Genomic DNA, 12,171 nt, shown 5'->3' with positions numbered 1-12,171 from the left:
TCGGGATCGGGAAGGGAGCGCTCGGCGTGGAGTGGTTCACCGCCTCCGAGTACTGGACCGGCCGACTGGTCTTCCAGCGGGCGCTGGCCGTGGTCTACCTCGTCGCGTTCCTGGGGGCGGCGCTCCAGTTCCGTGCGCTGATCGGCGAGCGCGGCATGCTGCCGGTGTCGCGGTTCGTGGCCCGGGTGCCGTTCCGGCGGGCACCGAGTGTGTTCCACCTCCACTGCTCCGACCGCTTCTTCGCGGCCTGGGCCTGGACCGGCTGCGCGGTGTCGGCGGCCCTCGCCGCGGGCGTGGACAACCTGCTGCCGCTGTGGGGCGGCATGCTGCTGTGGCTCGTCCCCTGGGTGCTGTACCTGTCGATCGTGAACGTCGGGCAGACCTGGTACGGCTTCGGCTGGGAGTCCCTGCTCCTGGAGACCGGCTTCCTCGCGGTGTTCCTGGGCAACGACGAGATCGCCCCGCCCGTCGTGGTGCTCTTCGCGCTGCGCTGGGTCCTGTTCCGGGTGGAGTTCGGGGCCGGTCTGATCAAGATGCGCGGTGACGCCTGCTGGCGCCGGCTGACCTGCCTCGACTTCCACCACGAGACCCAGCCGATGCCGGGCCCGCTGAGCTGGTTCTTCCACCGTCTCCCGAAGCCGCTCCACCGGGTGGAGGCGGCCGCCAACCATGTCACCCAGCTCGTGGTGCCGGTCCTGCTGTTCGCCCCCCAGCCGGTCGCCTCGGCGGCCGCCGCCCTGATGATCGTCACCCAGGTGTGGCTGGTGCTGTCCGGGAACTTCTCGTGGCTGAACTGGATCACGATCGTGCTCGCCGTGCCGGCCCTGCGGCTCCCCGGCGGGGCTCCTGACGTGGCCGGCACCCCGCTCTGGTACGAGACGGTGGTCCTGGCGGTCGCCGCGCTGCTCGTCCTCCTCAGCCACGGCCCGGTCCGCAACATGATCTCCCGCCACCAGTCCATGAACCGCTCTTTCGACCCGCTGCACCTGGTGAACACCTACGGGGCGTTCGGGAGCGTCAGCCGCACCCGGTTCGAGGTGGTGGTCGAGGGCACGGCCGACCCGGTCCCCCGCGAGGACACCGGGTGGCTGGAGTACGAATTCAGGGGCAAGCCGGGCGATCCCCGGCGCTGGCCGCGCCAGTTCGCGCCCTACCATCTGCGGCTCGACTGGATGATGTGGTTCGCCGCCCTCTCCCCCGCCTACGCCCAGCCGTGGTTCGGCGGGTTCGTGGAACGGCTGCTGGAGAACGACCGCGACACCCTGCGCCTGCTGCGCCACTGCCCGTTCCCCCGGGACGCCCCGCCCCGCTACGTCCGGGCCCGTCTCTACCGGTACCGGTACACCACCTGGCGGGAGCTGCGCCGGACGGGCGCGTGCTGGGAACGGACGTATGTGCGGGAGTACTTCCCGCCGACGCGGCTGGACGCGGCGGCTCAGAGGCGGTAGACGCGCTCGGCCGTGCCCTCGAAGACCTGGGCGCGTTCGTCGCCGCTCAGGTGCGGCACGAGAGCGTCGGCCATGAGCGAGACCCCGCCGTACGTCGTCGCCAGCGTGCACACCGGCCAGTCGGAGCCGAACATGAGGCGGCCGGGACCGAAGGCGTCCAGCACGGTGTCCGCGTAGGGCAGCATCTCCCGCCGCCTCTCCTGCGCCGACCGCCGCTGCCTCAGGTCCGTCTCCGTCACCATCCCCGACAGTTTGCACGCCGTGTTCGGCAGGGCGGCCAGCGCCCTGACGTCGGAGGCCCACGGCTCCAACTGCCCCGAGGCGATGGGCGGTTTCCCCAGGTGGTCGAGGACGAAGGTGAGACCGGGCAGGGCGGCGGCCGCCCGGACACAGGCCGGAAGCTGGTGGGGACGTACCAGCAGGTCGTACACCAGCCCGGCCGCCGCCACCGCGCCGAGTCCCCGGCGGACGTCCGGGCGCGACAGCCATGCGGGGTCGGGTTCGCCCTGGACCTGGTGCCGGATGCCCTTCAGGTACCGGCCCCCCGGCAGCTCGCACAGGCGGGCCAGCTCGTCCGCCACATCGGGGCGGGTGAGGTCCGTCCAGCCCACGACCCCGCCGATCAGGTCGCTCTCCTCCGCGAGTGTCAAAAACTCCGGCGTCTCCTCCGCGACCGTGACGGTCTGTACGAGGACGGTCCGGGTGACCCCGGCGGCGCGCGCCTGCGGCGCCAGGTCCTCGATGGTGAAGTTCCGCCGCAGGGGCGCCAGTTCGGGGCCCGAGATCCAGTCCTGGTCCCGTACGGACAGGTCCCAGACGTGGTGGTGGGCGTCGACGGTGCCCGTGTGTACCGTCACGGCAGTTCCCAGACGACCGGCAGCCCCGCCTGCGAACCCCCGGCCGCGTAGTCCTCGCACTCCAGGAGGTGGAAGAGGTCGGGGCCGCTGCGCCAGATCGTCCAGGAGGTGGCGCCTGCGGCGCGGATCGCGTCCGTGAGTGCCGCGGGGACCTCCCGGTGGGCGGCCTCGTACGCGTCGACGCGGTCGGCGCGGACCTTGGTGTGCAGGGCGACCCTCATGACGGCCCTTCGGACGGCTCCGCGGTCGGCACCGGGGCCGCGGCGGTCAGCAGGCCCTCGTCGCGCAGTTCCTGCCAGAGACCCGCCGGTACGGGGGCGGTGAACTGTGCGGCGCAGTCCCGCACCTCGTGCGGCGAGCGGGCGCCGACCAGGACGGAGACGACCGCCGGGTGAGCGGCGCAGAAGGCCAGGGCGGCGGCGCGCACCGTGGTGCCGTGCCGGTCGGCCACCGCCTTCAGCGCCAGCGCCCGGTCCAGCAACTCGGGCGGTGCCGCCGCGTAGTCGTACGTCGCGCCCGGCTTCGGGTCGGCCAGCAGACCCGAGTTGAAGGCACCGCCGACGACGACGGACACGCCCCGCTCCCGCGCGGCCGGCAGCAGGCCGGTGAGGGCCCGCTGGTCGAGGAGCGTGTACCGGCCAGCGCAGAGCACCACGTCGACGTCCGTGTCGCGTACGAAACGGGTGAGCATCCCGGCCTGGTTCATACCCGCGCCGATGGCGCCCACCACACCTTCCGCGCGCAGCTTCTCCAGCGCCGGATATCCCTCGCGGAACGCCTCTTCCGCGTGGTCGTCCGGGTCGTGGAGGTAGACGACGTCCACCCGGTCGAGGCCGAGCCGCTCCAGAGAGGCGTCGAGGGTCCGGCGTACCCCGTCGGCGCTGAAGTCCCACACGCGGCGGTGCGTGGCGGGCACCGCGAAACCGTCGGCGAGGTCGTCGCCGTCCTCGTCGCCGGGTTCCAGGCGCCTGCCGACCTTGGTGGAGACGGTGTACGCCGACCGGGGGCGCCCGCGCAGGGCCGCGCCCAGGCGTCGTTCGCCGAGACCGATGCCGTAGTGGGGCGCCGTGTCGAAGTAGCGGATGCCCGCGTCCCAGGCGGCGTTCACGCTCTCGTGGGCCTGCTCCTCCGGGACCTCGGTGTAGAGGTTGCCGAGGGGGGCGGTACCGAGGGCCAGCGCGGTGACCGGGACGGAGCTGCGGCCGAGGGTGCGCGTACGCATGCCGGTCACCGGCCCGCCGGAGGCAGCCGCAGTCCCTGCATCCCGCCGTCGACCGCGAGGGACGTGCCGGTGGTCCCGCCCGACAGCGGACTCGCCAGGTAGGCGATGGCGGCGGCGACCTCGTCCGCGCGGACCAGGCGGCCGGTGGGCTGGCGGGCCTCCAGGGCGGCCCGCTCGGCGGTCGGATCGGCCGCGGCGTCCAGGAGCCGGCCGACCCAGGGGGTGTCGACCGTGCCGGGGTTCACACAGTTGACGCGGATGCCCTCGCGGACGTGGTCGGCGGCCATGGCGAGGGTCAGGGAGAGGACGGCGCCCTTGGAGGCGGAGTACAGGGCGCGCTGCGGGAGACCCGCCGTGGCCGCGACGGAGCAGGTGTTGACGATCGACGCCTGTGACGACCTCCGCAGCTGCGGCAGGGCCGCGCGGGCCACCCGGACCATCCCGACGACGTTGACGTCCAGGACGCGGTGCCAGGTCTCGTCGTCGTTGTCCTCGACGGTGCCCCGGGCGCCGATGCCCGCGTTGTTGACGAGCACGTCGAGACCGCCGAGGCCGGCGACCGCGGCGGCGACGCCCCGGCGTACGGAGGCGTCGTCGGTGACGTCCGCCCGATGTCCGAGCAGGGGTGCGGGCAGGTCGGCGGGGTCCAGGTCGAGGACGGCCACCCGGGCGCCGCGGGCGGCGAGGAGTTCCGCGGTGGCCCGACCGATGCCGGAGGCGCCACCGGTCACCAGCGCCCTGAGGCCCTCGAAGTCACTCATGCCGCCTGCTCCTTCTGCTCTTTCCGCTGCTGCCGGTCGAGGTCGGCGGCCCAGAACGTGCCGTCGGGGAAGGTGAACTCCGCGACGGACTCGGGCCGCATCGTCGCCGAGAAGCCCGGTGCGGTGGGTGCCATGTAGCGACCCTCTCTGATCACCACGGGGTCGAGGAAGTGGTCGTGCAGATGGTCCACGTACTCGATCACCCGGTTCTCGGTGGTGCCGGACAGCGCCACGTAGTCGAACATGGAGAGGTGCTGGACGAGTTCGCACAGGCCGACGCCTCCCGCGTGCGGGCAGACGGGGACACCGAACGCGGCGGCGAGGAGCATGATCGCGAGGTTCTCGTTGACGCCGCCGACCCGGGCCGCGTCGATCTGCAGGACGTCGATGGCGCCCGACTGGAGCAGCTGCTTGAAGACGATCCGGTTCTGCACGTGTTCGCCGGTGGCGACCTTGACCGGCGCGACGGCCCGGCGGACGGCGGCATGGCCGAGGATGTCGTCGGGGCTGGTGGGCTCCTCGATCCAGTACGGGTCGAACCCGGCGAGCGCCCGGGTCCACTCGATGGCCTCGTCGACGTTCCACCGCTGGTTGGCGTCGACGGCGATACGGATGTCGGGGCCGACGGCGGCCCGGGCCACCCGGCAGCGCCGTACGTCGTCGGCGAGGTCCGCGCCGACCTTCAGCTTGATCTGGGTGAAGCCGTCGGCGACGGCCTGCCGGGCCAGCCGGGTGAGCTTCTCGTCGGAGTAGCCGAGCCAGCCGGGCGAGGTGGTGTAGCCGGGGAAGCCGCGCTCCTCCAGCAGCGCGGTCCGCTCCGCCGCCCCCTCCCGGCCCCGGCGCAGGAGCCGCAGCGCGTCCTCGGGGGTGAGGACGTCCGCGATGTACCGGAAGTCCACCTGGGAGACGAGCCATTCGGGGGTGGCGTCGGCGAGCAGCCGCCACAGCGGTTTGCCCGCGGACTTCGCCGCGAGGTCCCACACGGCGTTGACGACGGCGCCGATCGCCATGTGCATCACGCCCTTCTCGGGCCCGAGCCACCGCAGTTGGCTGTCGCCGGTCAGGTCGCGGGCCAGTGAGCCGGGGTCCGCGCACAGCTCCTCGACCGGCCGCCCGACGATGTGCGGGCGCAGCGCCTCGACCGCGGCGACCTGGACCTCGTTGCCCCGCCCGATGGTGAAGGTGAACCCGTGCCCCTCCAGGCCGCCGCCGGTGTCGTCGTCGGTGCGCAGGACGACGTACGCGGCCGAGTAGTCGGGATCCGGATTCATGGCGTCGGACCCGTCCAGCTCACGCGAGGTGGGAAACCGGATGTCGTAGGTGTCGACCGCGGTGACGCGGAGGGCGGTGGATGAGGACACGGAGGTGCCTTTCGATCAGGGACGAGAAGGCGGTCTGCCAGAGCCGGGCGCGCAGTTCCCCGCGCCCCTTGAGGGGCGCGGGGAACTGCGCGAGCCACCACAGCGTGCCCGTGGCCTGCAAACGACCTCAGGCGCGCTTCAGGCGCAGTGTCACCAGTTCGAACGGGCGGAGTTGCAGGGTGAGGCGGTTGCCGTCCCGCTCCGGGGTGGCGGCGTCGGCCAGCGGGCGTTCCAGGAGGTCCGTCACCGTGACGGAGCCGAGGTCGAAACCGGCCGTGAGCGTGGCCCGGCTGCGCCCGCCGCGTGACTCGTGGAAGCGGACGACCACGTCTCCGCTGTCGTCGTCGGCGAGCTTCACCGCGGTGACCACCACGGCGTCCTGCGCGACGGTGACCAGGGGCGCGACCTCCGACACCCCGCCGACGACCTTCCGCCCGGGCAGGTTGATCCGCCAGCCCTCGCGCACCGCGTCACCGATCGCGGCGCCCGGCACCAGTGCGTGCCGGAAGCGGTGGACGCCCTGGTCGGTCTCCGGGTCCGGGAAGCGCGGGGCGCGCAGCAGGGAGACCCGGACCGTGGTGGTCGTGCCGCCGTCGTCGCGGACCGTACGCGTCACGTCGTGGCCGTACGTCGAGTCGTTGACGACCGCGACGCCCCAGCCGGGCTCCTCCAGGTGGACGAACCGGTGGTTGCACGCCTCGAACTTGGCCGCCTCCCACGACGTGTTGGTGTGCGTCGGCCGGAAGAAGTGCCCGAACTGCGTCTCGGACGCGTACCGCTCGGCGTGCACGTCGAGCGGGAAGGCCATCTTCAGGAACTTCTCCGTCTCGTGCCAGTCGACCTCCGTGTCGATGTCGAGCCGCCACTCCCCCGGCGCGAGCGACAGCACCTGCGTGACCCTCGACGCGCCGAAGCTCCGTACGATCCGGACCGAGACGCCGTCCTCACCGGGGACGACCTCGTCGGCGTCGACCAGGTCGGTGACCGTGTTCCGGTAGAACTCGTCGACGTCCCAGGCGTCCCACATGTTCGGGAAGTCGGGGTGGATCTGGAGCAGGTTGGCGGCCGTGCCGGGCGCCAGGGTCTCGCGGTCCGCGGCGAGGTCGAACGCGGAGACCACGAGCCCGCGGGCGTCGATCTCGATGCGCAGGCAGCCGTTGTCGAGCACGAAGCCGCCGTCCGTGCGGGGCACCAGCGTGCACTCGCCGCCGACGGCGGGGGTCCTCGCTCCGCCCGCCGGCACCCCGTCGCGGGTGTGCGGCGCGGAGTTGAAGGCCAGAGCGGTCGTGCCCTCACCCGCCAGCGCACGCTGCGCCGAGTCGATGATGCCGGTCAGCTCCTCGGCCACCGCGTCGTACGTCCTGCGGGCCTCGCGGTGCACCCAGGCGATGGACGAGCCGGGCAGGATGTCGTGGAACTGGTGCAGCAGGACCGTCTTCCAGAGCCGGTCCAGTGCCGCGTGCGGGTAGGCGAACCCGGCCCGGACGGCCGCGGTGGCCGCCCACAGTTCGGCCTCGCGCAGCAGGTGCTCGCTGCGGCGGTTGCCCTGCTTGGTCCTGGCCTGGCTGGTGAGGGTGGCCCGGTGCAGCTCCAGGTACAGCTCGCCGACCCACACCGGCGCGTTCGGGTATTCGGCCTCCGCCTTCTCGAAGAACTGCTCCGGGGTCTCCCAGACCACGGTCGCGGAGCCTTCGAGGTCGCGGAGGCGGGCCGCCTTGGCGACCATCTCACGGGTCGTGCCGCCGCCCCCGTCGCCCCAGCCGGTCGGCGCGAGGGAGTGCCGGGCGACGCCCTTGTCCTTGAAGTTGTTCGCCGCGTGGGCGATCTCGCTGCCCTTCATCGAGCAGTTGTACGTGTCCACGGGCGGGAAGTGCGTGAAGATCCGCGTGCCGTCGATGCCCTCCCACTGGAAGGTGTGGTGCGGGAACTTGTTGGTCTGCGACCACGAGATCTTCTGCGTGAGCAGCCACTTGGAGCCGGCCGCCTTGATGATCTGCGGCAGTCCGGCGGCGAAGCCGAAGGTGTCGGGCAGCCACGCCTCGTCGTTGTCGACCCCGAACTCGTCGATGAAGAACCGCTTGCCGTGCACGAACTGCCGGGCCATCGCCTCCGAGCCGGGCATGTTGGTGTCCGACTCGACCCACATGCCGCCCGCGGGCACGAACCGCCCGTCGGCGACGGCCTTCTTCACCCTGGCCCACACCTCGGGCCGGTGCTCCTTCACCCAGGCCCACTGCTGGGCCTGTGACATGGCGAAGACGAAGTCCGGCTCGTCCTCCAGGAGGGCGGTCATGTTGGACGTGGTCCTCGCGACCTTGCGGACGGTCTCGCGCAGCGGCCACAGCCACGCCGAGTCGATGTGCGCGTGGCCGACGGCGCTGACGCGGTGGGCGGAGGGCACGGCGGGGGCCGCCAGGACCGCTTCCAGATGGGAGCGGGCAGCGGCGGCCGTGGCGCCCACGTCCTGGAGGTCGACGGCGTCCAGGGCCTTCTCCACCGCGCGCAGGATGTCCCAGCGGCGCGCGGACTCGACCGGCAGCTCGGCCATCAGCTCGCCGAGCACCTCCAGGTCGATGACGAGCTGCCACACGTTCTCGTCGAGGACCGCGAGGTCCATCCGCTCCAGCTTGTACTGCGGTTCGCTGCCCGCCGTCTCCTTGTCGCCCAGTTGCGTGGGCAGGAAGGGGTGGTAGTCGAGGATGACGGGGTTGGAGGCGGCCTCGATGTGCAGGCACACCTCCTCGCCGCCCGTGACGGGCGCGCCGATCCGCACCCACTGGTTGCGCGGGTTGAGGCCCTTCACGGGGGTCCCGTCGGGCCGGTAGACGAGGCCCTCGCACTGGAAGCCGGGCATGTTCTCGTCGAAGCCGAGGTCGAGGATCGCCTCGACGGTCCTTCCCGCCCACTTCTCGGGCACGGTTCCGGTGACGCGGAACCAGCTGGTGCCCCAGGGAGCACCCCACCTGTCACCGACCGCCACCGGAGAGGGCGTGGCCGCCAGCCCTTCCTCGACGGGCACCGGCTCGCCGGGCGCGTTCCACACCGCCACTTCCAGCGGCAGGGACTCGGGGTACACGGCGGGTCGTATGCGCTCGTCGAGCACGCGCTTGAGGCGGGCTTCGACCAGGCCGCGGTCGTCATGCATGGGGTGCTCCGTAACTCCGTTGTGCGGGTTGTCGCTCTGTACCGGTGGTCACCGGTGGTCGGCGGTCACCAGGTGTGGGTGAGGGTCGCGGGGGCCGACGCGGTGTAAAGCTCCCCAACGGCCCGCAGTTCGAACCGCGCCGCCTGCTCGCCTCCTTCTGGTGTCGATCCTCCAACGAAGAAGGCTCGCTGCGCGGTTCCTCCGAGGAAACGCCGGGTGCCGTCGGGCAGAACCCGGTGCAGCGTGTACTGGCGTACGTCACCGCCGGGACCGGCGCGCCAGGCGAGGCGCAGGTCGCCTCCCGAGGAGTCGGTGATGCGTGCGTCCACGGGGGTGCCCGGGGCCCGGGCGGCCTCGTCGCGTACGGCGAGTGCGCCGAGCCGCCACTTCACCGCGCCGGTGCCGGTCAGCCGGACACCGAGGGCGTGCACCGTGCCGCCCGCGGGCAGACCGGTCAGCCGTACGGTCGAGGTCCCCCAGTCGCTGCCGGCGGTGACCGGGAGGTACGTGTACGCGTACGGCTGTCCCGGGCCCGGGGGCTCGGCGGTGGCGACGGCCAGTTCGACGGTCACGTCCCCCGCGTCCGTCCGGTGGGTCAGTTCGACGACCGTGTCCGGGCCGATCGGCAGCCGGGTCGCGTAGACGTCCAGGGTGGCCGGCGCGGTCAGGGTGCCGTCGACCAGGACGCTGCTGCCACCGCGCCACGCGTCGGCGAAGTCGAAGGTGACGGCCGGGCGCTGCCCCGTCGTGCGGACGACCCACCGCCGGGACGGCAGCCGGTCCTGGAGGCCGAGGTGGTTCCACGGGGCCGTCGACGTGACCCGGCCGTCCTCGTACCAGCGCAGTCCGTGTCCGGTGTTGAACGTGGTCGCGAACGGCAGTGCGGTGACCGTCGAGCGGTCGGCGACGAAGACGGCGGGCGCCCGCCAGGTGTCGGTGGTGTCGGGGCGGGCCGGATCGAGGGACCGGCCGCTCCAGAACCGGTCGTCGGCGGCGTGGAACTCGCCGGGGGTGCGGGTGGCGGGCAGGTGGTTGCGGGTCCACTCGGGCCGGTAGAAGCCGACCGAGACGACGTGCGCCGAACCGCCGGGCACCATGGCGTCCCAGTTCACGGAGCGGTTCCAGCCGGCCGCCTCCACGTCGACGCCGGCCCACAGCTCGTAGCGGCTGCGGCCTAGCTGCTGGGCGGTCGTGCCGGAGGAGGCGAGGCTGCTCGCCGACCAGCGGAAGTCGACGAACATCGAGTCGGCGGCCTGGAAGAACACCCGGTTCTGGTTGTTCAGCGCGCCCTGCCAGCTCACCGAGCCGTTGACGGTCATGGAGTCGTACCAGGTGACCCGCAGCCCCTTGGCCCTGCTGAGCGCCTTGAGCTCGGTGAGAAAGCCCAGCATGTCGGTGGCGAGGGCGGCGTTCCCGCCGCCGGTCTCGGCGTTGACGAACCAGCCGTCGAAGCCGTACGCCTCGGCGACCGCGACGAGCTGCGCGGCCAGCGGGTGGTGCCCGGCCGCGTCCTTCTGCACGAGGTCACGCGTCCACTGCAGTTGTCCGCCGAACGCGGCGGGCGGCAGGAAGACGTTGCCGAGGACGGGTACGCCGTGCCGGTGGGCGGCGTCCACGATCGGCGCGTTCGGCGCGAGGATCAGACCCTCGCCGGAGGATCCGCCCCAGAAGACCAGTTCGTCGACGTACGACCAGTGCGTGAGCGCGTAGTGGTCGGCGGTGCCGGACCCCTGCGAGGGGTTGCCCGCGGTGGGGCCGAAGGAGACCAGCGACTGGACACGGGCCTGGCCAGCGCGGGCCGTCGTGTTCACCGGTGTCGGGGTGAACCGCTCGGCGAGCGGCACGGACGCCGCGTTGAAGGCCAGGTCGGTGTCGTCGGCGGCGCTCCACGCCTTCAGGCTGCGCCAGGTGATGCCGGCGCCCGGCGCACCCGAGGGGACCGAGTCCGGGTACCAGTAGGAGGCGTACGGCTGGAGCGCCGGGGCGGCCTCGGGGGCTGCCGCCCCGGCGGTGGCGGGCGGGGACGGGAGCAGGGCGGCGGCCGCCCCGGTGCCGGCGACGAGCAGGACGGTGCGTCTGGTGGGGTTCACGAGCACGTGCCTCCGTGCGGGAGTTCTCGGTGGGGTTACGGAACCTGGTCGGGAGTGACGACTTCGGTGATGCCTCGTGCGGAGAGGTGCTCCGCGTCGTTCGCGCGGGACGCGAGGACGGTGGTCGGGCGGGCGCCGTCGGCGGTGAGCCGGAAGAACGCCTCGAACACGGGGCCGCCGGGCGCGCAGACCGAGCGCCGCGCGGGGTCGTCCGGCACGACGAGCGCCGTCGTACGGGCCTTCGGTGGGTACGTCCGCTCGCGGGCCGAACGGGCGAGGCGGGCCAGGGCACGCGCGCTGTCCTTGGGCCGGCGCGTGGTGGTCAGCAGCCCGAGCCCGTACTCGAGTTCGGGGAAGTCGGCGAGGTCGCGGGACACGTCGTGCGAGCACCACCAGGTGATGCCCCAGAGGTCCGGGCAGTCCAGGGCGTTCGTGACGGTGGCCTCGGTGAAGGCGGCGGCGTGCTCGGCGGGGACGAGCGGCGCGGGGGCGCCGACCTCCTGGAGCCATACCGGGCGGGTCGGGTCGTCGGCCCACGCCTTGCTCAGCTCGATCAGGTAGGCGGCGTGGTGCTCGGTCGCGACGCCGGTACGTCCGTGCCGCTGGGCCGTGCCGTTGAAGACCCAGGAGTGCACGGCGGTGACGGCGCCGCGCCGGGCGGCCTGGGCCTGGGTGAACGGCATGTCGTCCTGGTACCAGGCCGCGTCGTACTCCGCGTGCAGGTGCAGCTTGCCCGGGGCGCCCTTCTCGCACGCCGTGAGCATCCGCTCCAGCCAGGCGTCGATCAGGTCCGGCGGCGTCCGGTCGGGGTCCGGATGGGGGCCCGCCGAGAACTGGTTGATCTCGTTGCCCACGGTCATGCCGATGAAGTTGGGCCGGTCGGCGAGGGCGGCGGCGAGGGTCCGCAGGTACTCGGCCTGCCCTTCCACGACCTGCGGATCGGTGAAGAGGTTCCGCCGGTGCCAGGTCTGCGTCCACGCGGGCAGGAAGTCGAAGCTCGACAAGTGCCCCTGCAGGCCGTCCACGTTGACGTCCATACCCCGCTCGGCGGCGGCGTCGGCGAGGGCGACGAGCTGCTCCACGGCACGCGGGCGGATCAGCGAGCGGTTCGGCTGGAAGTAGGGCCAGATCGGGAAGACCCGTATGTGGTCCAGACCGAGTGCGGCTATCGAGTCGAGGTCGGCGCGCACGGAGTCGAGATCGAAGTCGAGCCAGTGATGGAACCACCCTTCGCTCGGGGTGTAGTTGACGCCGAAGCGCACGGCAGAAGACATCCGGGGTCCTGTT

The 12,171-nt window shown here is 72.5% G+C and carries 9 protein-coding genes; 1 reads left to right on the top strand and 8 read right to left on the bottom strand.

Annotation, left to right across the window (positions count from 1 at the left end):
- Positions 1–26 precede the first annotated feature (26 nt).
- Positions 27–1,448: a lipase maturation factor family protein gene (locus ACFYXC_RS07655; protein ID WP_389548091.1), complete on the top strand. Its 1,422-nt coding sequence runs from the start codon at positions 27–29 to the stop codon at positions 1,446–1,448.
- Here ACFYXC_RS07655 and ACFYXC_RS07650 read toward each other — a convergent pair.
- The 8 genes from ACFYXC_RS07650 to ACFYXC_RS07615 all read right to left on the bottom strand — a co-directional run bounded on the left by ACFYXC_RS07650 (position 1,436) and on the right by ACFYXC_RS07615 (position 12,158).
- Complete coding sequence (locus tag ACFYXC_RS07650; protein ID WP_389548088.1) at positions 1,436–2,305, bottom strand: amidohydrolase family protein; 870 nt, start codon at positions 2,303–2,305, stop codon at positions 1,436–1,438. The two genes, ACFYXC_RS07655 and ACFYXC_RS07650, sit on opposite strands and share 13 nt — an antisense overlap.
- Positions 2,302–2,526, bottom strand: coding sequence for an L-rhamnose mutarotase (locus ACFYXC_RS07645; protein WP_389548085.1), 225 nt, complete (start codon positions 2,524–2,526; stop codon positions 2,302–2,304). Before ACFYXC_RS07645 ends, ACFYXC_RS07650 begins: the two co-directional genes overlap by 4 nt.
- Positions 2,523–3,527, bottom strand: a complete 1,005-nt coding sequence (locus ACFYXC_RS07640; protein WP_389548083.1) for an aldo/keto reductase — start codon at positions 3,525–3,527, stop codon at positions 2,523–2,525. The genes ACFYXC_RS07645 and ACFYXC_RS07640 overlap by 4 nt, the downstream gene beginning before the upstream one ends.
- A 5-nt stretch (positions 3,528–3,532) precedes the next feature.
- Positions 3,533–4,288 (bottom strand): SDR family NAD(P)-dependent oxidoreductase, encoded by a 756-nt coding sequence (locus tag ACFYXC_RS07635; RefSeq protein WP_389548080.1) that lies wholly within the window; start codon positions 4,286–4,288, stop codon positions 3,533–3,535.
- Positions 4,285–5,649 carry an L-fuconate dehydratase gene (locus ACFYXC_RS07630; RefSeq protein WP_389548077.1) on the bottom strand — a complete coding sequence of 455 codons (1,365 nt, stop codon included), beginning with the start codon at positions 5,647–5,649 and terminating at the stop codon, positions 4,285–4,287. Before ACFYXC_RS07630 ends, ACFYXC_RS07635 begins: the two co-directional genes overlap by 4 nt.
- A 127-nt stretch (positions 5,650–5,776) precedes the next feature.
- Positions 5,777–8,794, bottom strand: coding sequence for an alpha-mannosidase (locus ACFYXC_RS07625; RefSeq protein ID WP_389548074.1), 3,018 nt, complete (start codon positions 8,792–8,794; stop codon positions 5,777–5,779).
- A gap of 65 nt (positions 8,795–8,859) precedes the next feature.
- Entirely contained in the window at positions 8,860–10,884 is a 2,025-nt protein-coding gene (locus tag ACFYXC_RS07620) for an endo-beta-N-acetylglucosaminidase (RefSeq protein WP_389548072.1), read from the bottom strand.
- Between the two features lie 35 nt (positions 10,885–10,919).
- Positions 10,920–12,158 carry a glycosyl hydrolase gene (locus tag ACFYXC_RS07615; RefSeq protein ID WP_389548069.1) on the bottom strand — a complete coding sequence of 413 codons (1,239 nt, stop codon included), beginning with the start codon at positions 12,156–12,158 and terminating at the stop codon, positions 10,920–10,922.
- Positions 12,159–12,171: the final 13 nt, after the last annotated feature.

Origin of the sequence: Streptomyces sp. NPDC002701 (genome assembly GCF_042889045.1) — a bacterium.
Taxonomy (GTDB): domain Bacteria; phylum Actinomycetota; class Actinomycetes; order Streptomycetales; family Streptomycetaceae; genus Streptomyces.
This window is presented reverse-complemented; position numbering and strand designations above follow the sequence as displayed.

Coding starts and splice junctions, on each gene's coding strand:
- ACFYXC_RS07645 (WP_389548085.1), bottom strand. CDS start 2,526: ATGAGGGTCGCCCTGCACACCAAGGTCCGCGCCGACCGCGTCGACGCG.
- ACFYXC_RS07640 (WP_389548083.1), bottom strand. CDS start 3,527: ATGCGTACGCGCACCCTCGGCCGCAGCTCCGTCCCGGTCACCGCGCTG.
- ACFYXC_RS07635 (WP_389548080.1), bottom strand. CDS start 4,288: ATGAGTGACTTCGAGGGCCTCAGGGCGCTGGTGACCGGTGGCGCCTCC.
- ACFYXC_RS07625 (WP_389548074.1), bottom strand. CDS start 8,794: ATGCATGACGACCGCGGCCTGGTCGAAGCCCGCCTCAAGCGCGTGCTC.
- ACFYXC_RS07615 (WP_389548069.1), bottom strand. CDS start 12,158: ATGTCTTCTGCCGTGCGCTTCGGCGTCAACTACACCCCGAGCGAAGGG.